This window comes from Stenotrophomonas sp. 112478_Sma (assembly GCF_056479905.1).
Genome location: NZ_CM151072.1, coordinates 2,292,172 through 2,316,596 on the forward strand (window position 1 = coordinate 2,292,172; position 24,425 = coordinate 2,316,596).

The following is a 24,425-nucleotide window of genomic DNA, read 5'->3' on the forward strand; positions in this document are numbered from 1 at the left end:
ACGGGCAGCTCATGAACCAAGGAGATGCATCTCATGCGAAAGTGGCTTACCCCTTTGCTGGCAACGCTGCTCGCCGTCGCACCGATGGCGCATGCGACCGACGCCGCACGCTGGACCCCGGCCGAAGCCGACGCGTGGTATTCCAGACAGCAGTGGCTGGTGGGCGCGAACTACACCACCTCCAACGCCATCAACCAGCTGGAGATGTTCCAGGCCGAGACCTTCGATCCGGCAGCCATCGACCGCGAACTCCGCTGGGCGCACGAGCAGTTCGGCATGAACACCATGCGCGTCTACCTGCATGACCTGCTGTGGCAGCAGGACCCGCAGGGCCTGCTGAAGCGCATCGACACCTTCCTGTCCATCGCCGAGAAGAACGGCATCCGCCCGATGCTCGTGCTGTTCGACAGCTGCTGGGACCCGGATCCGGTGCTCGGCCCGCAGCGCCGTCCGATTCCCGGTGTGCACAACTCCGGCTGGGTGCAGAGCCCGAGCCGCCACATGCTGGTGGACCGCGCCAATGACGCGCACTTCCAGGCCTATGTGGAGGGTGTGATCGGTCACTTCGCCAATGACACGCGCGTGCTGGCCTGGGACCTGTGGAACGAGCCGGACAACCCCGGGGGTGGCAACTACATGGACAAGCAGCTGCCGGGCGAGCAGGAACGCATCGCCGAACTGCTGCCGAAGATCTTCGACTGGGCACGCGCGAAGAAGCCGGTGCAGCCGCTCACCAGCGGCGTGTGGATCGGCGATGACTGGTCGCCGGGCGCCGCATCGCTCACCGCGATCCAGCGCACGCAGCTGGAGCAGTCGGATGTGATCACCTTCCACAACTACGAGCAGCCGGAGGCATTCGTTGCCCGCATTGCACAGCTGCGCAAGTACGGCCGCCCGCTGATCTGCACCGAATGGTTGGCACGCGGCGCAGGCTCGAACGTGGACACGATCCTTCCGATCGCCCGCCGCGAGAACATCGGCATGATCAACTGGGGGTTCGTGGACGGCGCGATCCAGACCCGCTTCCCGTGGGACAGCTGGCAGCGCCCCTACACGATGGAAGCCCCCACCGTGTGGTTCCACGATCTGCTGAAGGCCGACGGCACGCCCTACCGGGCACGCGAAGCCGAGCTGTTCCGCAGGCTGGCCAAGACCCCGCGCACCTCCGTTCCCGCTTTCTGACCCTACTGGCGCCCGCCTTCGCATGAAGGCGGGCCACTCAACCGCGACTGCTTTCCGGAATCCGGAGATACCGCCATGACCGCTCGTTCTTCCCGCACCGTGCTTTCCCTGGCCATCCTTTCGGCCCTCGCCCTGCCCTCTCTGGTGCAGGCGCAGGAGGCCGGCTCGCAGGAGGCCGTCAACCTGGACACGGTCACCGTGACCGCGCTGCGCCAAAGCCTGCAGACCGCCCAGTCGATCAAGCAGGAGGCGGAGATGGTCGTCGATTCGATCGTTGCCGAAGACATCGGCAAGCTGCCCGACAACAGCGTGGCCGACGCCCTGCAGCGCGTTACCGGTGTGCAGGTGGCGCAGGGCAACCAGGGCGAGACCACCGGGGTGGTGATCCGCGGCCTGCCGAACGTGATCAGCACCCTCAACGGCCGTGAGATCTTCAGCAGCTCCGGCCGCGGCTACGCCTTCCAGAACCTGCCGGCCACCGCCATCAAGAGCCTGAACGTCTACAAGAGCAGCGAGGCGAGCCTGCCACTGGGCGGCATCGCGGGCCTGGTGGACATCCAGCTGCGCCGCCCGCTGGATTTCGACGGTGCGGAGATCGCCGGCACCGTGACCGGTACGCACAGCAAGTACGGCGGCGACATCGATCCCTCCGCCAGCCTGCTGTTGAGCAACCGCTGGGACACCGATGCCGGCGAAATCGGCGCCATGGTCAACTTCGGCTATGTCGGCAAGCGCTATGCGTACGATGCGGTGTGGGGTGACTTCCCGAAGGTGCTGGAGAATCCGGATGGCACGCCGGCACGTACCGATGACGGCAACCTGATCGCCGCCCCCAATGGCTGGGGCACCAACTACAACCATGGCGACCGCAAGCGCAGTGCGTTCAACTATGCCCTGCAGTGGAAACCCAGCGAACGCACCGAGGTCTATGTCGAGGGCCTCTATGATTTCGTGCGAGACGACTATGACCAGGCGTTCCTGTTCAGTTTCCCGGTCGGGGTGGTGCCGCCGACGGGGCTGCAGGTCGGCGACAACTGCTATGCCAACCGCCTGGACGGGCCGCTCTCCGGCCAGACCATTTGCGACGCCACCGCAGGTACATGGACCGGCGACAGCTATGCCGCCAGCAGCACCCAGGCGCACAAGCAGCGTGGCCAGGACATCCAGAACGCGCTGGGCTTCAAGTGGCGCGGCGACCAGCTGCGGCTGTCCACCGAAGTGGCCCGTACGTCCGGCTACTACCGCGATGAGAACCTCATCATCGACACCTTCCTGGCCGGGCCGATCACCACCGTATGGGACGGCACCTCGGGCAAGCACCAGAACTGGCACCTGGCCGGCAACCCGGCCATGGATCCGTCGCGCTTCTACCTCAATGGCCTGTTCCAGACCTGGGGCGAGTCGCGCGGCGAGGAAAACAGCTGGCGCGGCGACGGAACGTTCGAGTTCCTCGACGGCCCGATCGCCAACCTCCAGTTCGGCCTGCGCTATGCCGACCGTACCGCCAGCGCCAAGGGCAGCGTGGAAATCAGCACGCCGCCGCCAGGCGGTGCCGGTACGGGCAACATCACCGCCTCGCCCAACCCGGCCAACCAGGTGGTGGGGCTGTTCCCGGCCAGCAGCTTCTTCTGCAGCAAGCGCGGCAACTCCGCACTGAGCCAGTCGTTCCTGACGCCCTGCTACGACTACCTGATCGACAACGCCGACGCGCTGCGCCGTTACTACGGTCTGCCGGACGGACTGGCGGCGGAGAATCCCGGCCGCTTCTTCGATATCGAAGAACGCAAGAGCGCCGGCTACCTGCAGGCGAAGTACGACTTCGATCTGGGCGGCCTGCGCGTGGATGGCCTGGTAGGCGTGCGTGCGGAGAAGATCAAGCGTGAACTCAACGCCTTCTCGTTCGACGCGGGCACGGGTGTCTACAGTGCCATCACCCGCAGCACGCAGGACACCAATGCCCTGCCCAACGCGAGCCTGAACCTGCACTTCAACGATGCCTGGCAGCTGCGCGTGCTGGCGGCCAAGACACTGAGCTATCCGGACTTCGGTGCCTTGAACCCGTCGATCTCGCTGAATCCCGGCACCGTCAACCGTGCGGGCGTGGCCAGCAGTGGCAACCCCGACCTGAGCCCGATCAAGTCGACCAACTACGACATGTCGCTGGAGTGGTACTTCTCCCCGGTGGGCTACGTCAGTGCGGGTGTGTTCTATCGTGACATCGATGGCTACATCCAGAACTACATCACCAATGTGGTCATCGCCGGAGAGGACTACGAGCTGTCATCCCCGCAGAGCGCCGGCAGCGGCCATCTGCAGGGTGTCGAGCTGGCCTACCAGCAGACCTTCGACTTCCTGCCCGGCGCCTGGAGCGGCCTGGGTGCGCAGTTCAACTACACCTACATCGAAGGCGATACCAAGTCTCCGGAGTTCCTTGGCGGGCCCGTGATCTCGCGGCCGCTGCAGAACGTCTCGAAGAACAACTACAACGCCGTGCTGTTCTACGAGAACTTCGGCCTGAGTGCGCGCCTGGCCTACGGCTACCGCAGCCGGTACATCGATTTCTTCACCCAGCCCACGGTCGCCGGAACGGAGGACCAGGTCGAGCCGGCCAGCTCGCTGGACTTCTCGATCAGCTACGACGTGACCCCGCGCGCCACGGTGGTGTTCTCGGCCACCAACCTGCTGGGCAACAACCTGCACCAGTACTGGGGCAGCGGCAACACGCGGCCGCGCGACATCCGTTACCAGGACAAGACCCTGGGCATGGGCTTCCGGTTCAAGCTCTGATGAGGACGCTCCCCCACATGCCTCACACCCCTCACCCATCCTTTTGTCGGATAATAGGAGTGACCGCAGCCTGCGGTGCACCAAGCCAAAGGGATGCCTGTGAAACCGATCGAGGTACGCAACCTCTACGACCAAGTGGCCCAGGAGATCGGGCAGCGGATCATCAGCGGCGCACTTCAGCCGGGCGAATTCCTGCCCAGGGAAGAGCTGCTGTCACAGACCTTGTCCGTCAGCCGCTCCGCCCTGCGCGAGGGCCTGAAGGTGCTGGGCTCCAAAGGGCTGATCGAAACCCGACAGAAAACCGGTTCGCGGGTGCGCGACCCGCGTCACTGGAAGCAGCTGGACAGCGACATTCTGGCGTGGCGCTGCGCGCTGATGCCCACCCAGGACTTCGTGGAAAAGCTGGTGGAGATGCGCGAGGTGATCGAACCGGCGGCCGCGGCTTCCGCAGCCGAGCGGCGTTCGCCCGCGCAGCTGGCCAGGATCAAGAGCGCGTACCAGGCCATGGCCGATGCACCGGACCAGGATGCGTGGGCCAAGGCCGACCTGATGTTCCACGAGAGCGTGCTGGAAGCCACCAACAACGAACTGCTGGCATCCCTGTTCTCGGTCATCGACGCGGCGCTGGGCACCTTCTTCCTGCTCTCGGCGCAGACCGCGCAGGACTTCAAGTACTCGCTGCCGCGCCACTTCGACGTGTACGACGCCATCCGGCAGAAGCAGCCGGACGCGGCGCGCGCCGCCATGCTGGACATGATTGCCGACTCCCGCGCCAATCTGAAGGGCGCGCGGCTGTCCAGAAAACCCCCACGCTGAAGGAAACACCATGAGCACCGCCTGGATGCAACCCCTCCCCTTGGTTGCCATCCTGCGCGGGCTCACCCCGCAGGAAGCGCCCGCCATCGGCGCGGCGCTGGCCGAGGCCGGCTTCCACATCCTGGAAGTCCCGCTGAACTCGCCGCAGCCGCTGCAGAGCATTGAACTGCTCGCAAAGCAGCTCGGCGATCGCTGCCTGATCGGTGCCGGCACCGTCCTGTCCACCGCGCAGGTGCAGGACGTGAACAATGCCGGTGGCCGGCTGGTGGTGATGCCGCACGCGGACGTGGAGGTCATCGCCGCCGCCCACGCCAGCGGCATGGTCTGCACGCCCGGCGTGGCGACGCCCACGGAAGCCTTCGCCGCCCTGCGGGCCGGTGCGGATGCACTGAAACTGTTTCCCGCCGAACAACTGCCCCCCCCGGTGCTGAAGGCGTGGTCCAGCGTGCTTCCGGCCGGTACGCCGCTGCTGCCCGTCGGCGGCATCACCCCGGAGCGCATGGCCGCCTACCGCCAGGCAGGTGCGGCCGGCTTCGGTATCGGCTCCGCCCTGTATGCCCCCAAGACCCCCGCGGACGACGTCGCACGCCGCGCGCGCGCGTTCATCGACGCCTGGAACAGAACGAACACGGACTCCCCCGCATGAAGATCACTGCCATCACGACCTACCTGGTGCCCCCGCGCTGGCTGTTCGTCCGCATCGATACGGACGCCGGCATCTGCGGCTGGGGCGAGCCCATCGTCGAAGGACGCGCGCACACCGTGGCGGCGGCCGTGGAAGAGCTGTCCGACTATCTGGTCGGCAAGGACCCCCGGCACATCGAAGACCACTGGAACGTGCTCTATCGTGGCGGCTTCTACCGTGGTGGTCCGATCCTGATGAGCGCACTGGCGGGCATCGACCAGGCGCTGTGGGACATCCACGGCAAGGCACTGGGCGTGCCGGTCCATGCCCTGCTGGGCGGCCCCGTGCGCGACCGCATCCGCGTGTACTCATGGATCGGCGGCGATCGGCCGGCCGACACCGCCCGTGCCGCCCGCGACGCCGTGGCACGCGGTTTCACTGCGGTGAAGATGAACGCCACCGAGGAAGTGCAGTTCGTCGATAGCCATGACAAGGTCACGCGGGTACTGGAGAACGTGCAGGCCGTGCGCGATGCGGTGGGCCGCGATGTGGGAGTGGCCGTGGACTTCCATGGCCGCGTGCACAAGCCGATGGCCAAGGTGCTGATGCGCGAGCTGGCGCCCTTCGGGCTGATGTTCATCGAAGAGCCGGTGCTTTCCGAGCACCTGGAAGCCATCCCGGAACTGGCCGCCCTTTCGCCTGCGCCGATCGCGCTGGGCGAACGGCTGTACTCCCGCTTCGACTTCAAGCGCGTACTGCAGACCGGTGGCGTGGACATCCTGCAACCGGATCCATCGCACTCGGGTGGCATCACGGAAACCCGCAAGATCGCGGCCATGGCCGAAGCCTACGACGTCGCCATCGCTCTGCACTGCCCGCTCGGTCCGATCGCGCTGGCGGCCAACCTGCAGCTGGATGCGGTCTGCTACAACGCCTTCATCCAGGAACAGAGCCTGGGCATCCACTACAACGCCAGCAACGATCTGCTGGACTACCTGGTGGACCGCGCGCCCTTCGAGTACAGGGAAGGCTTCGTCAGGATTCCCGACGGCCCGGGGCTGGGCATCGAGATCAACCAGGCCTACGTTGACGAGCGAGCCGCCGAAGGCCACCGCTGGCGCAACCCCATCTGGCGCCATGCCGATGGCAGCGTGGCCGAGTGGTGAGCGCCATGACCGATCAGGCACGTTATCCCAGCCTTGAGAACCGCGCGGTGCTGATCACCGGTGGTGCCACCGGCATCGGCGCCGCCTTCGTCGAGCACTTCGCGCGGCAGGGTGCGAAGGTCGTCTTTCTCGACATCGACGACAGCGGCGCCCAAGCACTGCTGGAAAGCCTGGGCGACATTGCGACTGCCCCGCGCTATCTGCATTGCGACATCACCGATATCGAGGCACTCCGGTCCGCCATCGCCCACGCGCGCATCCTGGCTGGACCGTTCTCGGTGCTGGTCAACAATGCCGCCAACGATGCTCGTCATGCCCTGGCCGACACCGGCATCGCGGACTTTGAACGCAGCATGGCGGTGAACCTGCGCCACCAGTACTTCGCCATCCAGGCGCTGGTGCCGGACATGCGCGCCCTCGGCGGCGGTTCGATCATCTGCCTGGGTTCGACGGGCTGGATGATCAAGAACAGCGGGTATCCGCTGTACGCGGTGGCCAAATCCGCGGTCCACGGCCTGGTCAACGGCCTGGCCCGGGAACTGGGGCAGGACCGCATCCGCATCAATGCGCTGGTACCGGGCTGGGTGATCACCGAGAAGCAGCAGCGGCTGTGGCTGGACGCGGAGGGCGAAGCACAGCTGCGTCGTGCGCAATGCCTGCCGGGCTATCTGCGCGCGGATGACCTGGCGCGCGCCGCCCTGTTCCTGGCCGCCGATGACAGCCGCATGTGTACCGGCCAGGACTTCATCATCGACGGAGGCTGGGTGTGAGCGGGTCCGCCACTGTCGCGGTGCCGGCCGCAAACACCCTGGGCGAAGGTGTGCTGTGGTGTGATCGCGAATCGGTGGTGTACTGGACCGACATCGCGCAGGCGCAGCTGTGGCGCTATCGCCCCGGTGACGGCGCGCTCACCCGCTGGCCGATGCCGGAGCGGCTGGCCGCACTGGCATTGTGCGAAGCCGAAGGCTGGCTGCTGCTGGCGTTGGCGTCGCGGCTGGCATTCTTCCATCCGGCGCGCGGCGAGCTGCGTGACGTGCTTGTGCTGCCCGACACAGGGGCGCGTCTGCGCGCCAATGATGGCGCCTGTGACCGCCAGGGCCGCTTCGTGTTCGGCATGCTGCATGAACCCACGAACGGTCCGAAGCAGGCCGTCGCGCCCTTCTACAGGCTCACCGCCGATCTCGTGCTCGAGACGCTTCCGCTACCGACCGTGGCGATTGCCAACAGCGTGGCGTTCAGCCCGGACGGCCGCACGATGTACTTCTGCGACTCGCTGCAGAAGCAGATCCTGCGTTGCGATTACGGCGACAGCCCGGGTGCGGTAACAGTGTTCGCCGATCTGCGCGCCGAGGATGGCGAGCCCGATGGCAGTGTGGTCGATGCTGAAGGCGGACTCTGGAATGCCCGCTGGGGCGGTTCGCGCGTGGTGCGCTACCGGCCCGATGGCCGGCAGGACCGCACGCTTTCCGTCCCGGTCGCGCAGCCCACCCGCCCGGTCTTTGGCGGCAGCACGCTGCGAACGATGTTCATCACCAGCGCGCACGACGGCCTGGACGCGGCCGCGCGTGCGCGCGACCCCTTCGCCGGCCATCTGTTCGCCACCGACGCCGGCATCGCCGGCGTTCCCGAACCCCGGTTCGCCGGCAACCCCAATGACGTGCCGCCGTGCCCACAGCGCGGACCCATCGCGGAGCTTCCATGAGCCTTTCCCCCCTGGATATCAGCATCGTGCTGGCCTATCTGGCCGGCATCTTCATCCTCGCGCAGTGGGTTTCCCGCGAGAAGGCCGGCCGGCAGAAGTCGGCCCAGGACTACTTCCTGGCCAGCCGCAGCCTGCCGTGGTGGGCGATCGGTGCCTCGCTCATCGCGGCCAACATCTCGGCCGAACAGATCATCGGCATGTCCGGCTCGGGCTATGCCATCGGCCTGGCCATCGCATCCTATGAATGGATGGCGGCGATCACGCTGCTGATCGTCGGCAAATGGTTCCTGCCGATCTTCCTGCGCAACGGCATCACCACCATGCCGCAGTTCCTGCAGGAGCGCTACGGCAACCGCATCCGCACGCTGATGGCCGTGTTCTGGCTGGGCCTGTACGTATTCGTCAATCTCACCTCGATCCTGTGGCTGGGTTCGATCGCCATTGCCGGCGTGGCAGGCCTCAACCAGGACGTGGCGCTGGTGCTGCTGGGCGCCTTCGCACTGGCCTACCAGCTGTATGGCGGCCTGAAGGCGGTCGCGCTGACCGACATCGTGCAGGTCTCGCTGCTGGTTCTGGGTGGCCTGCTGGTCACCTTCATCACGCTGGGCCAGATCGGCAACGGCAGCGTCACCGACGGCTTCATGCAGCTGTGGCAGCAGCATCCCGAACGCTTTGAAATGATCCTCAGCAAGGACAACCCGTTCTACAAGGATCTGCCCGGGCTGTCGGTGTTGCTGGGCGGCATGTGGATCGCCAATCTCAGCTACTGGGGTTTCAACCAGTACATCATCCAGCGCGCACTGGCCGCCAAGGATCTGCGTGAGGCGCAGAAGGGCGTGGTATTCGCTGCGTTCCTGAAGCTGCTCATTCCGGCCATCGTGGTGCTGCCCGGCATCGCCGCGGTCATGCTCGCCCCCGGCCTGGAACGCCCGGACGCGGCCTACCCGACGATGCTGGCGCTGCTTCCCAGCGGCATCCTGGGCCTGGTGTTCGCCGCGCTGGTGGCCGCCATCGTTGCGTCGCTGGCATCGAAGATCAATTCCGTCGCCACCATCTTCACGCTCGACTTCTATGCCAAGCGCGCGCCCGATGCCTCGGAAGCCAGACTGGTGCGTGTTGGCCGGTTCGCGGCGTCCGTCTCGATCATCGTGGCGGTGCTGACCGCGCGCCCACTGCTGGGCGGGTTCGACCAGGGCTTCCAGTACATCCAGGAGTTCACCGGCTTCTTCACCCCCGGCATCGTGGTGATCTTCCTGCTGGGCCTGTTCTGGAAGCGTGCGAACGAAGCCGGTGCGCTGGCTGCGGCGGTCGGCTCCTTCGTACTGTCGCTGGCCCTGAAGCTGCTGTGGCCCTCGCTGCCCTTCATGGACCGCATGGGCGTGGTGTTCCTGGTCACGCTGTTGCTGGGCGTAGGCGTCGCGCTGGGCACCCGCGCCAGTGGCGATCGCGATCGTATCCGCACCGACGATGTGAGCTATGCCACCGCCCCATCGTTCAACATCGCTTCGCTGGCGGTGCTGGCGATCCTGGTGGCCCTCTACGCAACCTACTGGTGACCTCGATGCGCCTGACTGTCCGACACGCATTCGCTCTGCGCAGTGGTATGCGCTGCCTGGCACTGCTGGCCCTGACCGGGTTCGCCTCTGTGCTGCACGCAGCGGAGATCACATGGACCGGCACCGCCACCGTGGCCGCCCGCAACGCGGGCTGGGGGCGATTGGCGCAGCTGCCGGATGGCCGCTGGCTGGCAGTGACCACGCGCTTCAATGAAGGGCAGCCGACCACCCTGCAGCTCTCGATCAGCAGTGACCGGGCCCGCAGCTGGGCGCCCTGGTCCGACGTGGCCGAGCCCGGTCGGATGATCGACAACGGCGAACTGCTGGTGCTGCCGGAGGGGCGTGTGCTGCTGGCGATGCGTTCGCTGGTCGAAGGCGTCTCCTACCGGCTGCATCTCTATGCCAGCGACGACCTGGGAGCACACTGGACCTTCCTGAGCACCCTCGCCGGCAACGAGGCGCCGAACGGGCGCAAGGACCGCGGCGTGTGGGAGCCGGTGTTGACGCGCCTGGACGACGGCACGCTGTCGGTGGTGTATGCCGATGAAACCCGTGCCGACGAGCATCCGTCCTACAACCAGGTCGTTTCACAGCGCCTGTCCAACGATGGCGGGCGCACCTGGGGACCTGTGATGACGATTGCCGAACAGCCCGGCGGTGGGCAGCTCCGGCCCGGCATGCCCGTCATGGCACGCCGCCCCGCCGGTGGCTACCTGATGGTGTTCGAGACCTGCGGCGATGACCCGCAATGCCCGGTGTCGTACAAGGTCTCGACGGACGGGCGGACCTGGCCGGCCGGCCTCGGTACGCCGCTCGCCGACCAGCGCTGCGGCCCCCACGTCATGACCAGTACGCGCGGGGTAATGTTCGTGACCTCGTGCCTGAACGAAGTCAGCTGGAGCGAGGACAGCGGATCGAGCTGGCGCACGGTAACGCCTCCCGCATGGCCGCTGGGTTTCCGCCATTCCTGGCCCGCCGTGGTCGAGCTCGGCCCTGCGGAGATCGGCGTCGTGAACGTGGTGGACGGCGCAGTGCAGATCCGTTTCGGGAGCTACTAGGGGGGCGCATGCGGGGCAACCCGGCAGGACAAGGCTGCACATGCGGTGCATTCACGCCATGTTGGCGCAATGTTTCCGTAATACCTTGCCAGCGCCCTGCCCTTTGCGCCTTCTGGAAGGGCCGCCTCCCGCCCATTCCTGGACGCCACCGATGCACATCCTGCTGGTCGAAGACGAGCCAGAACTGGCTGCGGCCCTGAAGTCCGCACTGCAGCGGGACCATCATGTCGTGGACCTGGCAGATACCTTCGGACTTGCCCGGGAGGCTGCATTGCACGGGGCACACGAATTGATCCTGCTGGACCGGACGCTTCCGGATGGGGATGGTCTCGCTCTGATACCGCTGCTGCGTGCACGCAACTGCCTCGTGCCCGTCATCGTCCTGAGTGCCTTGGGTGGCCTGCCAGATCGGGTCGAGGGCCTGGACGAGGGTGCGGACGACTATCTCGGCAAGCCCTTTGCACTGGAAGAACTGTTCGCGCGCATACGCGCCGTCGGCCGTCGGCCCTCCGGGATCCAGGAAGAGTCGATCCGCGCTGGCGATCTGCTGTTCGACCCGATGACAGGTGAGGCTACCGTCCGCGGCGAGCGCCTGGAGCTTCCCCGGCGCGAGATTCGGGTGCTGACCGTGCTGACCCGAAGGCTGGGGCGTACCGTGCTGCGGGAATCCATCGAGATGGCGGTGTATGGCTTCGACGACGGCATTCATTCCAACACGCTCGATTCACACGTATCACGACTGCGCAGGAAGCTGGCTGACGCCGACGCGGGGGTGGAGATCCATGCGATCCGTGGCGTCGGCTACCTGATGCGGGAGCGCACGTGAGCAGGCGACAACCCTCGCTGAAATGGCCGCTCATCATCAAGCCCCTCATCCTGCATCTGTTGGCGCTGCTGATCGCATTCTTCACACTCCTCATGGTGCTGGTTCGCATGGACAGCGGCGGCTACTACACGCTGCAGACCTTTGCCCCGATCGCCGCCAACGCCGTGCACCGCGACAACCAGGGACGGCTCTACGTACAGCGCACGCATGAACTCGACGAACTGCTGAAAGTGGCGCCAGGTGCCTGGTTCGTCGCCGAGGATGAGCAGGGACAGACGGTCAGTTTCGGAAACGTCCCGCCGACCTATGCGTCGTTGATCGGCAGGCTTCGGGGCGTTCCGTTCGGCGACCTGCGCGGCCACGAGCGTGGCGACGGACTGGCCATTGTGATCCGTCGGCACACCGGCCCGGCCGGCAAGCTGACCATCATGGCCCATGGTGAAACCGATTCACTCACCTGGCAGATGGCGATCGCGGCGCATGTGTTCACTCTACCCATCTTCGTGCTGCTCGCGCTGGTAACGCTGATCGCCACCCCGTTTATCGTACGCAAGGCGCTTGCAGGGGTTGAACGGATCGCCCTGGAGGCCAAGCATATTTCGGCGAGTCGGCGCGGGATCCGCCTGACCGAAACTGCCGTGCCAGTGGAGATCGCGCCCTTGGTAGCAGCCGTCAACGAGGCACTGGACCGGCTTGATGACGGTCACGAGCGGCAGCAGCGCTTCATCGCTGCTGCCGCACATGAACTGCGTACACCGATCGCCATTCTTCGGGTGAAGATCGAAGCAGCCGACGATGTCACCTCGCGCAGCCTGTCCGTGGAGGTCGCGCGTCTGGCCACGCTGGCGGAGCAGCTGCTGGACCTGCACCGGCTGGATAGTGTCGCGCATCTGGAAACCATCCACCTCGCCCGCCTGGCCAAGCGCGTCGTTGCCGACCTGGCCCCGCTGCTGATCCAGTCCGGGCGCACGGTCGCCGTGGTGGTCGAACCACACCATCCCATACAGGGCGAGACAGGTGCGGTCGAACGCGTCCTGACGAACCTGGTGTTGAATGCAGCGGAACATGGTGGACGCAACATCACTGTGCGGGTACAGGGAACACGCCTGGAGGTGGAGGACGACGGCCCTGGAATACCGGAGGCCGAGCGCGAGCGCGTATTCGAGCCCTTCCAGCGCCTGCGGCCGCGCCAGACCGGCGCAGGACTTGGCCTGAATCTGGTACGGCAGGTCCTCGAGCGCCATCGCGGCCATGTCACGATTCTCGATGCGCCAAGCGGCGGTGCGCTGATCCGCGCCGAGTTCCCTGCGCATCCTGCCGGCGGGAACCTCGCGTCAGGTCACCCGCTGTAGCCCGTTGCGGCGGCGCAGAGGATTCCTGGGGATGTCCCATTCCGGGTTCCGGGCTGACGCAACCCTGGCGCAATGTTGGCCATCCAGCATGACCTTGATCGGCGCGCATGCGTCGCGATGTCGGGTCACGAAAGGAAGCCAAATGTCTGACGGCAGCGCCGCACGCGGCGACGCACGCGCCACGTCCTCCCGTGCGCACGAGGCCCCCCCGGCCCTGACTGCTGCGGCCTGGAGGCGCCGCCCGCGGAAGGCGGACACGTGGGGCCTGGAGCATTGGCCGGATTGGCTGCGTGTGATACCCGACAGCGCACGCGGCCAGGTGCTGATTCATCTGTTCGGCGGGCTGTTCTTCGCCCTCCCCGGCGCAGCGCTGGTCATTTGCATCGGCGTACGCGGGTCTTCCGGGCTCGCGCTGGCTGTCCTGCTGTACGTGGCGGCGCAGGCGTTCCTGCACGGACTGCGTGCTGTCCGCGGCGCGGGCGAGAGCACGGTATCTGGCCCGCTGGTGCTGCTGGATCGCCATTTCCCCCATCTTTCGATGGTCTCATTGATGGTGCCGTTGGCCGCACTCGCAAGCACGGATGCCAACACGGCGACGCTGCTCGCAGGCGGTGTGCTGGCCGGCCTGTCCGTCCCCGTGCGGACCGCGTTCGTCCGCCCCCGTCATCTGTTGCTGCACCCTGTCCTGCAGGTAATGGCGACTGCCGTGATGCTGGGCTGCATCGCACTGCTGAGCGTGGACATGGCCCCGTTCGCGCAGTACGTCACAGGCGCCGGCGTACTGGTCTACCTGGGCGGGCTGGCCCTGCAGCGGCGGCACCCCCTGTCCCCGGCAGGCGTGACATGGTCGGGCCTGATGGTGGTTGGGGGCCTGCTGCATTTCATCACGATCGCCCTACTCGGCATCTCTGCGGCTGCCTGAGCGCAGCGATCACGCAAGGTTCGCGCAATGCAGCGCGGCAAGACTCGGTGTCCGCAGGTGCATGTCCCCATGCGCCCTTCATCACCGATGCAAGGACACCCGATGATCTGCTGCTTATGGATGTCGCCGTCATGACGCGTCCTGCTTCCACGCGTCGCCGACGCAGGCTGTTGATCGGCGGTGCAGCGCTGCTCTGCGTCCCCGCTCTGCTCTACATGTGGCTGGCACCGCCAGCACCACCGGAACTGGAACGCGCTGCGGTCACCCGTGGCGACATCGAACAGGTCGTCGAAGCCACTGGAACCCTGAAGCCATCGCGTCTGGTCAGTGTAGGCGCCCAGGTTTCCGGACGCATCGAAACGCTGCATGTGAAACTGGGCGACAAAGTAAAGGCAGGTGATCTGATTGCAGAGATCGATTCACGCACGCAGCGCAATGCCCTGCGCAGCGCGCAGGCGGCCGAGCGCAGCGCCCGCGCCAACCGCCAGGCGCTGTCCACAGAGCTGGCACAGCAGGAACTGACGCTACGGCGGCTGCGGCAGCTTGGCGCAGCGCAACTGGTGGCCAGGGCAGATGTCGACGCCGCGCGGGCCCATGTTGACGCAACACGTGAACAGATCGATGCCCTGGACGGCGAGATCGTACAGCGCCTGACAGACGTGGACAGTGCGCAGACCAGCCTGGGTTATACGCGCATCACCGCTCCGGCCGACGGCATGGTTCTGGCCGTGGTGGCCCGCGAGGGCCAGACGGTGAACGCAGTACAGAGCGCCCCCACCATCATCATCCTTGGCAACCAGGACACGATGACGGTCTATGCCGAGATCTCGGAGGCCGATGTCGTTCGTACCGCTCTGGGCCAGGAGGCGTTCTTCACCATTCTCGGAGATGCAGGCCGGCGCTACACCAGCACCCTTCGCGACATCGCGCCGGCCCCCGAATCGATCACCCGGGAGGACACCTCCAGCCTGTCTTCACCGGCCCTGTCCGGCAATGCCAGCCGTACGGCGATGTACTACAACGGCCAGTTCGACGTGGACAACAGCGATGGTCGCCTGCGCAGCTACATGACCGCCCAGGTCCGCATCGTGCTGGGGCGCTCGCGCAACGTGCTGACCATACCTTCCGCGGCGCTGGGTGCACGGGGCGCAGACGGCAGCTACACGGTGCAGGTGCCATCCGCCAGTGGCCATCCGGTCCCCCGCCGCATCACCATCGGGCTGGACGATCAGATCAGGGTCGAGGTGAGGAGCGGGCTGCGGGAAGGCGAGCAGGTCGTCCTGGGCCAGGCGGATGCTGACGGCGCGACGCCGGCCACGGCAGGCAAGGCGGACTCCCCGCCGGCGCAATCATGATGGCGGACCAGTCGCAGCCGGGCCCCCTGCTGTGTGTGCGCGGACTGCGCCGCGAGTTCCCGGCGGGCGAGCAGACACTTGTGGTCCTGGACGGCGTCGACCTCGACATCCATGCCGGAGAGCTGGTCGCCATCATCGGCCAGTCCGGCTCGGGAAAGTCCACGCTGATGAACATTCTCGGCTGCCTCGACCAGCCTACGGCGGGCACCTACCAGGTGGACGGCCGCAAGACAGCGGACATGGAGGCCGGCGAACTGGCTGCGCTGCGCCGCGAGCACTTCGGTTTCATCTTCCAGCGCTATCACCTGCTCAACGAGCTGTCCGCGATCAGCAATGTCGAGGTCCCGGCGATCTATGCCGGCATGCCGACCGCGTCCCGTCACACGCGGGCGGCACAGCTGCTGGTGCGACTTGGCCTGGGCGACCGCATGGACCACCGCCCGGGCGAGCTCTCCGGCGGCCAGCAGCAACGCGTATCCATCGCACGTGCATTGATGAACGGCGGAGAGGTGATATTCGCCGATGAGCCGACAGGTGCGCTGGACACGCAATCGGGCAAGGAGGTGATGAAGATCCTTGGCGAACTGCATGCGGAGGGCCACACCGTGGTTCTGGTTACCCATGACCCTGCCGTAGCCGAGCACGCCCAGCGGATCATCGAGATCAGCGATGGCCGCATCGTTTCGGACCGCCGTACCCGCACCGCCGCGATGTCATCGAACGGTGCTGCGCAGCCGCTTGCTGCGCAGGCGGAGGGTGGTGGCCTGCAGGCCGTGCGCGACCGCTTCGGAGAGGCCTTCCGGATGGCGCTGCGGGCCATGAACGCCCATCGCATGCGCACGTTCCTCACCATGCTTGGCATCATCATCGGCATTGCTTCGGTGGTATCCGTAGTGGCGCTGGGGACCGGTGCACGCCAGGCGATCCTGTCCAACATCGCGTCGTTGGGCACCAACACCATCGAGATCTATCCCGGCGCGGGCTTCGGTGACGTGCGCGCCGCGCAGGTGGAGACGCTTACTCCGAGTGACAGTGTGGCCCTGGCCGGGCAACCCTTCATCGACAGCGCTACACCCGGTGTGGCGACCACCGCGACAGCCATGCGTGGCAACCGTACGGCCAGCCTCCAGATCCACGGTGTCAGCGAGCAGTATTTCCGCGTGCGTGGGCTGGAACTGGGCGAAGGCAGCTTCTTCACGCGGAACGCCGTGGACGGCTACCAGCAGGTGGCAGTGATTGACATCAATACCCGCAACCGCCTGTTCGGGCCAGGTGAAGACCCGATCGGGAGAATACTGCTGGCAGGCAATGTTCCGCTGCGCGTGGCCGGGGTGACGAAGAAGGATTCGGCCGCCGTTGGCGATGGCTCGGTGCTGAGCATCTGGGTGCCCTACACAACCGTCATGGCGCGCATGCTCGGCCAGAGCCATGTCTCCAGCATCACCGTGCGCGTATCCGATGCGATCAGCATGCAGGCTGCCGAGGCCGCGATTACCCGCGTCCTCGGCCAGCGCCATGGCACGCGTGACTTCTACATGAGCAACAACGCGCAGATCCGCAAGTCGATCGAACAGACCACGGGCATCCTCACGATGATGATCAGCTCCATTGCCGCCATTGCGCTGGTAGTAGGCGGCATCGGCGTGATGAACATCATGCTGGTCTCGGTCACCGAGCGCACTCGGGAAATCGGTGTCCGCATGGCCGTCGGCGCGCGACGCGGCGACATCCTGCAGCAGTTCCTCATCGAATCGGTGCTGGTGTGCCTGCTGGGTGGTGTGCTGGGCATCGTGGTCGCGCTTGGCCTGGGCCTGGCTATGGAACTGGCCAGGGTCGGCTTCAACCTGGTGTTCTCCTTTGCGTCCATCCTTGCGGCATTTGCCTGCTCGAGCGCCATTGGCGTGGGCTTCGGCTTCCTGCCGGCCCGTCGTGCTGCGCAGCTCGATCCTGTCGAAGCATTGATCCGTTGACGTCGACGGCGGGAAATCACGGCAGATTCGCGCAATGTTCGCAGCGTCTACTGTCGATATCAAACAACGCCGCACAGGAGCGGGAAATGATTCTGAAGACAGGACGTATGGCGCTGCTGCTGGGTGCAGCCGTGCAGCTGCTGGTGGTGCTTCCGTACGCGGGGGACGCGCACGCCCAGCATCGTGATGGCTATCGCGGAGAGTGGAGCCATGGCTACGCGCAACGCGAGCGCGAGGAGCGGGAACGACGCGAGCGGGAACGGGACCGCCGCGACGACGCCAAGGCCAAGGGCATCGTGGTAGGTGCGGTGGGCGCTGCGGTGGTTGCCGGAGTGATCGCTGCCGCCGCCAAACGCGAACGCGAAAACCGGGAGCGTGCCGATTACTGCATCAGCCGCTACGGCAACTACGATCGGCGCACGGATACCTATCGTGGCGGCGACGGCTACACATACCCCTGCCGCTGATCAACACAACACTCATCAAGGGAGAACTGACTCATGAAGAAGACCGGACTTCTGATCGCGCTGTGTGCGATGCCTGCCCTCGCCCATGCCGCCGGCAACGACCCAAGGCAGGCCTACGTCGATTCCACGTTCTCGGCAATGGACGCCAACGCCGATGGCCGCGTCGACAAGCTCGAGTACGCGAAGTACCAGAACGCACGCTTCAGCAAGCAGGCCGATTCCATCGATGCAGCCTTCAAGGCAATGGACAGCAACAAGGACGGCAGGATCAGCAAGGATGAGGCTGCCATCGTGCCCGAGATCGCCAAGTACTTCGCGGGACTGGACGTCAATGGCGACGGCTACCTGTCACTGGCTGAAATGCAGCAGGCGATGGTGGCGGCACAGACAGCCGATGCCCCGGTGAAGTAAGTCCGGGCGGCAGGTCCGGGGCCGGATGTTGATCCAGGCCCCGGACCCGCGCCGGGGGGGCGCGAGGCAGCCCGCCCATCACTTCTGCTTGAACACACTCCTGCGCCCGATGACCACATCCTTGCCCGTCGTCGGCCTGGCCAGGCCCGGAATCAGGAAATCGGTCGCGCTGCGACCGTGCCGGGTCTTGTCCGCAAGCCAGCGCGGCATGCGCCCTCGGCCGGTCCAGGTGTTCCGTCGGTTCTCGGGGTCGCGGTATTTGGGTGCGACCTTGCCTGTCTTCCGGCGCCTGTGGGAAGCGCTGCCCGCAGGCACGGGCACCGCGCTGGCGCCGGCGAACAGTTCCTCGATTGAATAGCCGCATTCTGCGGCGGCGGCGACCAGCTCACGCCTGACGACGGCCGCGGAACGTCGCTGTGCGAGAAGTTGCAGCCGCCGCTCGGCGGCCGCGATGAGTGCCTTCAACTGCCGCTCGTTCAGCGCCTTGATATCGATATGCATGGCACGCAGCGTGGTGGGGGCGCCGTGACCTGTCAAGGGATGCTCCGCGGGTGCCGCACCCGGATCGCCGGCCGGGCTCAGAACGAGACCTGCGCCCGTACGCCGACAGTATTGCCGGAATCCGGCCCCTGGGCATTGCCCACCTTGTTGTCGGTCTTCCAGTGAACGTAGTTCAGCATCAGGCGGGACCAGTTGTTGAGGTACCAGTTGAGCCCGAGCGTCCATGCCGTGCCCTCGCCGCCGCGGGCAGCATCAAGGAAGTCGTAGCGGTCATAGCGGGCCGCCAGCTCGAAGGCGCCGATGCCGCCTTCCTGCACGGGGCGAAGTACGCGCGTGGTGCCCCAGACGCCGGATCGGCTGCTGAATCCAGGGCGCTCACCGGTGATCAGCCAGCCTGCGTAGATCGATGTGGCCTGCTGGTCGACCGGGTCGACCGTGCGCGACTCGATGGTGCGCGTGGTGTGTTCGGCAAAGGCCCACACCGGGCCGTACACCCCGCCCAGTTCCAGGCCCCAGGCGCGGTTGTCGGTGACGTTGGCGATGGAACTGGCCGATACGCGCACGTTGCCGTTCCAGCCCAGTGCGATCGGCGAGGTCTTGTTGATGCTGCCGACGTCCTGGCCGAGATCCTCGTACCAGTACCAGCCGCCCAGGTGCAGGAAGCCGGCCTGGCCACGCAGCGGGTTCCAGTGCGCGCGCAGCAGATACGCAATCGTGTCGCTGGCCGTGCTGTCATTGCCGATATCATCGCCGGTCACCGCGACGCTGGCATGCCAGCCATCGCCGATCACCTTGGTGGTGACGCCCAGTCCGTAGTACCCGCTCTGCTGGGCGCCCACCGAGGCCACGGCATTGCGCTGCATGAAAGGCGTGTTCACTCCACTGGTGCCACCGTCGAGGCCACGGTCCTTGAGCTTGTTGCCCACGTAGATCTCTGTCGGCAGCCCTCCCATCCGCGTGTCCCAGGACAGGTAGGTGTCCTTCAGTGATACCTCGTTGCCAGCAAAGTCCGCATCGATCTTGTAGCCCAGCGGTCCCATCTGCCCCTCTGCACCCAGGCGGCCGCTGGCCAGATCGGTGCCGGTGACGTTGCGCGCGTCGAATCCGGATCCGTGGGTGGTGCTGAAATCCACCAGCACGCGGCCACGGGGATGGAAAGTGAACCGGCCATCACCGCTGCGCAGCTCGGGGCCACCCTTGCGCCAGCGCACATTGCCATCGCCTCCCCCACCGGTCGCGGCAAGCTGGGCCACCTGTGCCTGCAGAATGGCCAGGTCGTCCTGCCGGGTGTCGGCGATTGCGGCGGCTACCTGCGCGTCAACGTTGGCGTCGCTGCCGGGCACTGCGGCAGCGCCCTGCGTTCCCCCTTCCAGCGCAGCCAGGCGTGCGCTCAGCTGCTGCAGCAGGGTTGCCTGTTCGCGCAGCTGTCTGGCCTGCTCCTGCACCTGTGCACGCAACCCGGCTTCGGTATCGCTGGCCGCGGCCAGCACGGAGGGTGACGCCAGCAACAGGCCGCCGCCGGCAGCCGCGGCGAGCGCGGCACGCTTCAGTGAATTCATGGAGTTCTCCCGAATGAAGTACGGTGCGCGGCTCAGTCGCCCGCGCCATCGTCGTCCAGCGCAGGCTGGGGCTGAGGTGCAGCGGCCGGCATCGCCAGGCCACCGTTCGGGGGCAGCCGCGCAGGCGCTGGCCCGAGGTAGCCGTGGCTGCGTGCCCAGTTGGCGAAGAGCCGCGGCCACTGCGCCACCAATGTGCCGGGCCGGCCCAGCCCCCAGCTGTGGCCTCCGGCCTCGAACAGATGCAGCTCCACCGGAATACCCGCTGCATGCGCGGCCTGGTACATCGCCACGCTGTGGCCGACATCCACGATGCGGTCATCCACGGCCTGGGCCAGGAACACCGGCGGCATGTCCTTGCGGATGTGTTCTTCGACCGAATACGCCTGCTGGGCGTCGTCCTGGCTCGCCAGCTCCCGCTTCGACCGGGTCTGGTCCAGCGGCGCACGCATTGAAACGACCGGATAGATCATGCCGAGGAAATCCGGCCGCGCCGACAGCTGGTCGGCCGCATCCACCGGCGCATACAACGGGGCATCGAAGCGCGTGGCGACGATCCCGGCCAGGTTGCCTCCAGCGGAAAAGCCCAACGCGCCGATGCGCTCCGGATCGACCCCCAGGCTGGGCGCCTGTGCGCGCATCAGCCGCATGGCGCGCTGGCCATCCTGGAAGGGCGAGACAGGTGCCCATCCATCGGCAGGCAGCCGGTAGTAGACGACCGCAGCCGTGACCCCCAGCGACTGCAGCCACTGCGCCGTCGGCTTGGCGGCGCTGCCGATCTGGATCCGGAAGTAGCCGCCACCGCCGAAGATCACCACCGCGGAGCCGTTCGGCTTCAGCGGGCGATAGATTTCCATGCGCGCATCGCTGATGCCCGAGACCGCGCCCTTCGCGCTGCCTTCGATCCCGATCCGTTCCGGGCCACGCGCGCGTTGCTGCCAGTGGCCCTGCGGCCACAGCGGAACCACCTCGGGTGCAGGCACAGGCGATGCCGCCGGCGCCGCACCCGCAAGCAAGGGATTCAGCAGCAACACAAGCATTGCCAGCCTGCGCAGTCTCGCCGTGTACAGACTCATCTCACGCCCCTCCCGTAGGCCTTCACGGGACGAAGTGTGCGTCGAGCGGCGCTGGGCTCCTATAGCCGGATGGGACTAGCTGTGCTGCGTATTTCTGTGTGCACTGCAACATCATCCTGCGCCCCGCCGATGCCCGTGGCGGGCGCAGCCAACGCAGGCATCGACTTCGCCAAGCGAATGATCTCCGCTGGAAACGTGGCGTAATCGTCGACCGGGAAGGCATGGCTTTCCCTGCGCTGGATCAGCCGGACCGCGACGATGCGCTGCTCCGGTACGACCACCAGGTGCTGGCCAAGATATCCATTGGCGGCGTAAGCGCTGACCGGACCACGCTGGGATTGGAAAAGATCGGCGATCTTCAGCCCGCGGCCGGTGATCTCGGTGGCGTACAACGGCTGCCAATCGTCGCCCAGCTGCTGGCTGAGATGCGCCATCAGCGCCGACTTGCTGGCAAAGGTACTGCCTTCCGCCGCCAGCAGCGCATGCTGAAGCCGGTCAGATACGCCGCGCTCCCGGAGCGTGCGCTGCGCATCCTTCCGCAGCGTGTATCGCTCCCATTCCGGCAGCCGCCACCACAGTAGTCCGACGTCCGCAGACTGCGTACTCTCGACGGTCATCAAGGAGATCGCGTGTTCGCTCATCAGGCGCGTTCCGTCCTTGGCCACCCCGCCATCGAGCATCAGCTGACCAATGGCGGCCAGGTCCCGGGCTGACAGGGAGAGCCCGGCCATGCCCAAGGGCGTGCCCGCTTCATCCTTCATCCAGTCGTAGCGCGTGATCCCCAGGGGCCTGAAAAGGCGCGCCTCCAGATAGGCATCCACGGGCTGGCCGGCCAGGCGGGCAATGATGCCCGGCAGAAGATTGGTGGCCTTGTTGTTGTAGGAGAACGCGCTGCCGGGCACGGACGTGATTTCCGCTGCGAGCGCGAGCTGCACGAGATCCGGCGCAGATTCCAGCTCGACCCCCGCGTTGGGAACGTTCTGCAGGCCGGAGGTATGCTCCAGCAACATCCTTACCGTGATGTCCCGCTTCTGGCCCTGGCGCCATTCCGGATAGATCGCACTGACCGGTTCGTCCAGCGACGCAAGCTTCCCGTCATCGAGCAGCAGGCCGATCGCCAGCGCCATGATCGACTTGGTGGCCGACATGAGGTGAATCGGCTCGCTGGTCGAGGCCACATCCAGCAGTGGAACACCGTCCTTCTGGATCAGCACAGCGTCGGAATGGGCAGCACGCCCGTTACGCTCGATATCCGCCAGCACCTCGGCAGGCGACTGCCTGGCCTCGGCGAAAGGACAGTACAGCGCGAACGCCAGCAATACGGACGCCACGTGTCGGATGGCAGACAAGGCAATGCTCCTTCCTGGGACATGCGGTCAGAGTGGCGATGGAGGCAGACCGCCTGCAGTGCCTGAAGTCATGGCTTCAGCACGACGTGCCTACCGCGCCGCGGTACTGCCGGGAACGCACGCCGGCGTCCAACCACTGGCGCTGAACAGCGCTTCTGCGGTTTCGGGCCTTGCATCCAGCAGCTCGGCAATGGCCTTCTGCCTGTCGTCGGCGCGGTTGACGTACGCCCGCGCGATGCGCTGCCCGATCCAGTAACCCAGATCGCCGCGGCGGGTGTCATCGCCAGGCCCGTTGTACAGCCACCGCGACAGGTCGGTGCTGTCGCGCTGCGCGACGAATTCCCGTTCCAGGGCGCATTCGCGCCCTGCGGCCCAGCGCTGCAGATGGCTGTTGGCGGGCTGCCCGGAGATCAGTTCACCCACATACTCTGCACCGCCCTCCAGCAGCGTCTGGTACAGCAGCGTAGGCGCGGGTACTTCAACAGCGGCGCCGTGCTGTTGCACGTGCACATACTCGTGCGCAATCAGGTGCACGAAGCGTTCCGTCACATCGGCCTGCATCCAGTCCGCGTTGCAGAGTGTCTCCAGGCCGATCACCACGCCGTCGGGCGTGGTAACGCCACCGGTGGTGCCCCGTCCGACGAGGAGGGTGACCGGAGGAAAACGGGCCGACGGCACGATCTCGCCGAGATTCCGCAGCGCACGGGTCACTCCGCTGCGGATGCCCGGCAGTGCCGCAGCACACGTGCGCGCCTTCACATACAGCGCCGGCTTCTGCTGGATTGCATCGGCAAGCCGCTGCATCGAGCCGATACGCAGTTCGCTGAACTGATGCAGCGCATCGCTGCCCGGCTCCAGATAGCGGCGCTGCAGCAACAATGCATCCGGCCTGCCACCGCTGGCGTCCATCACCGCGAAGAAGCGTGTCACATCATCGGTTCGCACGATGGGCGCGCGCGCCCGGGTCTCCGCCTGTGCGGCCGTCGCCAGCAAGGCCATTGCCAGCCCACCGGCGATCCATCTGCAGATGACCGATGCCATCGACCGCCGCGTCCGGCGTCTACTGCGCACCGGCTTCCGGGGCCAGCGTATGCACCACCCTGCCCTGTGCATCGAGGAACTCGATGGCACCATGGCCTTCGGCAGTGACGGTCAGGCGCAGGCGGGTCCGGTCCTGCTTGTCATTCAAGGCGATGGCCGGCGTGCCGTCGGCGCCCACCACCATCTGGATACGCGTCGGAACCTGCACCCCCGGTACCAGCTTGTTGCCCAGTGCGGCATCGCGGATCGGCGGCGGTGCCTGGTTGATCGAGAAGCGGACCTCGCCATCGGGCGATACCCGCCAGCCGATCGCATCCATGGCCGGGTGATCCAGCGCCAGCACGGCCATCCCGCCCTCGATGTCAGCGGTGCCGAACCCGCCGCGTTCACTGCCCTTGTCGTCGTACAGCACCATGCCCGCGACGTTGAACGCGCGCTTGTACTGGATGCCATCGATGATCGGTGCCGGCGTCTGCCCCGACAGCGTCATGCGGATCACGCCCTTGTCATCCACGATGTCGATGCGGCGGGCTGTGATCCGCTCGCTGTCAGGACGTTCGACGCGAGTCTGCGGCGAGCGGTCGACAATCAGCCGCTGCAGCTGCTCGGCCGACGGGCGCTTGGTGCTCTCGTCTGACTCGGCCCAGGCATTGCCGGTCAGCATCGCGGCCAGTGCAAGGGCAAGGCATCCAATCGGTTTCATGCGA

The 24,425-nt window shown here is 66.3% G+C and carries 22 protein-coding genes; 16 read left to right on the top strand and 6 right to left on the bottom strand.

All coding sequences use genetic code 11. The annotated features are described in order from the left end of the window. The first annotated feature begins 33 nt into the window (after positions 1-33). The 16 genes from ACZK08_RS10585 to ACZK08_RS10660 all read left to right on the top strand — a co-directional run bounded on the left by ACZK08_RS10585 (position 34) and on the right by ACZK08_RS10660 (position 18,195). A complete protein-coding gene (locus ACZK08_RS10585) occupies positions 34-1,182 on the top strand; it encodes a cellulase family glycosylhydrolase (RefSeq protein WP_053515931.1) in 1,149 nt (382 codons plus the stop codon). A gap of 75 nt (positions 1,183-1,257) precedes the next feature. Continuing rightward, positions 1,258-3,969: a TonB-dependent receptor gene (locus tag ACZK08_RS10590; protein ID WP_065182276.1), complete on the top strand. Its 2,712-nt coding sequence runs from the start codon at positions 1,258-1,260 to the stop codon at positions 3,967-3,969. A 93-nt stretch (positions 3,970-4,062) separates the two neighbouring features. Next, on the top strand, positions 4,063-4,785 hold the full coding sequence (locus ACZK08_RS10595; RefSeq protein ID WP_053515824.1) for a FadR/GntR family transcriptional regulator: 723 nt from the start codon (positions 4,063-4,065) through the stop codon (positions 4,783-4,785). Between the two features lie 10 nt (positions 4,786-4,795). Beyond that, positions 4,796-5,431: a 2-dehydro-3-deoxy-6-phosphogalactonate aldolase gene (locus tag ACZK08_RS10600; protein WP_065182277.1), complete on the top strand. Its 636-nt coding sequence runs from the start codon at positions 4,796-4,798 to the stop codon at positions 5,429-5,431. Further along, positions 5,428-6,576, top strand: coding sequence for a galactonate dehydratase (gene dgoD / locus ACZK08_RS10605; RefSeq protein WP_065182278.1), 1,149 nt, complete (start codon positions 5,428-5,430; stop codon positions 6,574-6,576). Before ACZK08_RS10600 ends, dgoD begins: the two co-directional genes overlap by 4 nt. Positions 6,577-6,581: 5 nt before the next feature. Next, a complete protein-coding gene (locus ACZK08_RS10610) occupies positions 6,582-7,346 on the top strand; it encodes an SDR family NAD(P)-dependent oxidoreductase (protein ID WP_111186937.1) in 765 nt (254 codons plus the stop codon). Further along, complete coding sequence (locus ACZK08_RS10615; RefSeq protein ID WP_065182280.1) at positions 7,343-8,278, top strand: SMP-30/gluconolactonase/LRE family protein; 936 nt, start codon at positions 7,343-7,345, stop codon at positions 8,276-8,278. The genes ACZK08_RS10610 and ACZK08_RS10615 overlap by 4 nt, the downstream gene beginning before the upstream one ends. Beyond that, entirely contained in the window at positions 8,275-9,834 is a 1,560-nt protein-coding gene (locus ACZK08_RS10620) for a sodium/sugar symporter (RefSeq protein WP_065182281.1), read from the top strand. The genes ACZK08_RS10615 and ACZK08_RS10620 overlap by 4 nt, the downstream gene beginning before the upstream one ends. A 5-nt stretch (positions 9,835-9,839) precedes the next feature. Then, entirely contained in the window at positions 9,840-10,892 is a 1,053-nt protein-coding gene (locus ACZK08_RS10625; RefSeq protein ID WP_197600011.1) for an exo-alpha-sialidase, read from the top strand. A gap of 151 nt (positions 10,893-11,043) precedes the next feature. Then, on the top strand, positions 11,044-11,718 hold the full coding sequence (locus ACZK08_RS10630) for a response regulator transcription factor (RefSeq protein ID WP_053515840.1): 675 nt from the start codon (positions 11,044-11,046) through the stop codon (positions 11,716-11,718). After that, positions 11,715-13,070, top strand: coding sequence for a sensor histidine kinase (locus ACZK08_RS10635; RefSeq protein ID WP_065182284.1), 1,356 nt, complete (start codon positions 11,715-11,717; stop codon positions 13,068-13,070). Before ACZK08_RS10630 ends, ACZK08_RS10635 begins: the two co-directional genes overlap by 4 nt. Before the next feature lie 88 nt (positions 13,071-13,158). Further along, positions 13,159-13,992 carry a hypothetical protein gene (locus ACZK08_RS10640; RefSeq protein ID WP_196768753.1) on the top strand — a complete coding sequence of 278 codons (834 nt, stop codon included), beginning with the start codon at positions 13,159-13,161 and terminating at the stop codon, positions 13,990-13,992. A 131-nt stretch (positions 13,993-14,123) separates the two neighbouring features. Next, a complete protein-coding gene (locus ACZK08_RS10645) occupies positions 14,124-15,347 on the top strand; it encodes an efflux RND transporter periplasmic adaptor subunit (protein WP_053515933.1) in 1,224 nt (407 codons plus the stop codon). Further along, positions 15,347-17,317, top strand: a complete 1,971-nt coding sequence (locus ACZK08_RS10650; RefSeq protein ID WP_065182356.1) for a MacB family efflux pump subunit — start codon at positions 15,347-15,349, stop codon at positions 17,315-17,317. The genes ACZK08_RS10645 and ACZK08_RS10650 overlap by 1 nt, the downstream gene beginning before the upstream one ends. Positions 17,318-17,403: 86 nt before the next feature. Beyond that, the gene (locus tag ACZK08_RS10655; RefSeq protein WP_053515847.1) at positions 17,404-17,784 is read left to right on the top strand and encodes a BA14K family protein; all 381 of its coding nucleotides are present in this window, start codon (positions 17,404-17,406) and stop codon (positions 17,782-17,784) included. Positions 17,785-17,817: 33 nt separating this feature from the next. Beyond that, complete coding sequence (locus tag ACZK08_RS10660) at positions 17,818-18,195, top strand: EF-hand domain-containing protein (protein WP_065182286.1); 378 nt, start codon at positions 17,818-17,820, stop codon at positions 18,193-18,195. 78 nt (positions 18,196-18,273) lie between these two features. Here the strand turns inward: ACZK08_RS10660 and ACZK08_RS10665 are convergent, their stop codons facing one another. From ACZK08_RS10665 to ACZK08_RS10690, 6 genes are all read right to left on the bottom strand, one after another. Then, complete coding sequence (locus tag ACZK08_RS10665) at positions 18,274-18,696, bottom strand: H-NS histone family protein (RefSeq protein ID WP_065182287.1); 423 nt, start codon at positions 18,694-18,696, stop codon at positions 18,274-18,276. Positions 18,697-18,773: 77 nt separating this feature from the next. Further along, the gene (locus tag ACZK08_RS10670; protein WP_065182288.1) at positions 18,774-20,255 is read right to left on the bottom strand and encodes an OprO/OprP family phosphate-selective porin; all 1,482 of its coding nucleotides are present in this window, start codon (positions 20,253-20,255) and stop codon (positions 18,774-18,776) included. A 32-nt stretch (positions 20,256-20,287) separates the two neighbouring features. After that, positions 20,288-21,328 carry an alpha/beta hydrolase gene (locus ACZK08_RS10675; RefSeq protein ID WP_065182289.1) on the bottom strand — a complete coding sequence of 347 codons (1,041 nt, stop codon included), beginning with the start codon at positions 21,326-21,328 and terminating at the stop codon, positions 20,288-20,290. A gap of 59 nt (positions 21,329-21,387) precedes the next feature. Continuing rightward, positions 21,388-22,677 carry a serine hydrolase domain-containing protein gene (locus ACZK08_RS10680; RefSeq protein ID WP_428992335.1) on the bottom strand — a complete coding sequence of 430 codons (1,290 nt, stop codon included), beginning with the start codon at positions 22,675-22,677 and terminating at the stop codon, positions 21,388-21,390. 90 nt (positions 22,678-22,767) lie between these two features. Further along, positions 22,768-23,718, bottom strand: coding sequence for a DUF2268 domain-containing putative Zn-dependent protease (locus ACZK08_RS10685; RefSeq protein ID WP_065182291.1), 951 nt, complete (start codon positions 23,716-23,718; stop codon positions 22,768-22,770). 19 nt (positions 23,719-23,737) lie between these two features. After that, positions 23,738-24,421: a hypothetical protein gene (locus ACZK08_RS10690; protein WP_053515858.1), complete on the bottom strand. Its 684-nt coding sequence runs from the start codon at positions 24,419-24,421 to the stop codon at positions 23,738-23,740. Positions 24,422-24,425 lie beyond the last annotated feature (4 nt).

Bases quoted from the DNA above. Each gene is read 5' to 3' on its own strand.
- ACZK08_RS10610 (WP_111186937.1), top strand. From the start codon at position 6,582: ATGACCGATCAGGCACGTTATCCCAGCCTTGAGAACCGCGCGGTGCTG.
- ACZK08_RS10625 (WP_197600011.1), top strand. From the start codon at position 9,840: ATGCGCCTGACTGTCCGACACGCATTCGCTCTGCGCAGTGGTATGCGC.
- ACZK08_RS10600 (WP_065182277.1), top strand. From the start codon at position 4,796: ATGAGCACCGCCTGGATGCAACCCCTCCCCTTGGTTGCCATCCTGCGC.
- ACZK08_RS10665 (WP_065182287.1), bottom strand. From the start codon at position 18,696: ATGCATATCGATATCAAGGCGCTGAACGAGCGGCAGTTGAAGGCACTC.
- ACZK08_RS10645 (WP_053515933.1), top strand. From the start codon at position 14,124: ATGACGCGTCCTGCTTCCACGCGTCGCCGACGCAGGCTGTTGATCGGC.
- ACZK08_RS10660 (WP_065182286.1), top strand. From the start codon at position 17,818: ATGAAGAAGACCGGACTTCTGATCGCGCTGTGTGCGATGCCTGCCCTC.
- ACZK08_RS10620 (WP_065182281.1), top strand. From the start codon at position 8,275: ATGAGCCTTTCCCCCCTGGATATCAGCATCGTGCTGGCCTATCTGGCC.
- ACZK08_RS10650 (WP_065182356.1), top strand. From the start codon at position 15,347: ATGGCGGACCAGTCGCAGCCGGGCCCCCTGCTGTGTGTGCGCGGACTG.
- ACZK08_RS10585 (WP_053515931.1), top strand. From the start codon at position 34: ATGCGAAAGTGGCTTACCCCTTTGCTGGCAACGCTGCTCGCCGTCGCA.
- ACZK08_RS10690 (WP_053515858.1), bottom strand. From the start codon at position 24,421: ATGAAACCGATTGGATGCCTTGCCCTTGCACTGGCCGCGATGCTGACC.
- ACZK08_RS10670 (WP_065182288.1), bottom strand. From the start codon at position 20,255: ATGAATTCACTGAAGCGTGCCGCGCTCGCCGCGGCTGCCGGCGGCGGC.
- ACZK08_RS10595 (WP_053515824.1), top strand. From the start codon at position 4,063: ATGCCTGTGAAACCGATCGAGGTACGCAACCTCTACGACCAAGTGGCC.
- ACZK08_RS10655 (WP_053515847.1), top strand. From the start codon at position 17,404: ATGATTCTGAAGACAGGACGTATGGCGCTGCTGCTGGGTGCAGCCGTG.
- ACZK08_RS10685 (WP_065182291.1), bottom strand. From the start codon at position 23,718: ATGGCATCGGTCATCTGCAGATGGATCGCCGGTGGGCTGGCAATGGCC.
- ACZK08_RS10630 (WP_053515840.1), top strand. From the start codon at position 11,044: ATGCACATCCTGCTGGTCGAAGACGAGCCAGAACTGGCTGCGGCCCTG.
- ACZK08_RS10675 (WP_065182289.1), bottom strand. From the start codon at position 21,328: ATGAGTCTGTACACGGCGAGACTGCGCAGGCTGGCAATGCTTGTGTTG.
- ACZK08_RS10640 (WP_196768753.1), top strand. From the start codon at position 13,159: ATGACCTTGATCGGCGCGCATGCGTCGCGATGTCGGGTCACGAAAGGA.
- ACZK08_RS10590 (WP_065182276.1), top strand. From the start codon at position 1,258: ATGACCGCTCGTTCTTCCCGCACCGTGCTTTCCCTGGCCATCCTTTCG.
- dgoD (WP_065182278.1), top strand. From the start codon at position 5,428: ATGAAGATCACTGCCATCACGACCTACCTGGTGCCCCCGCGCTGGCTG.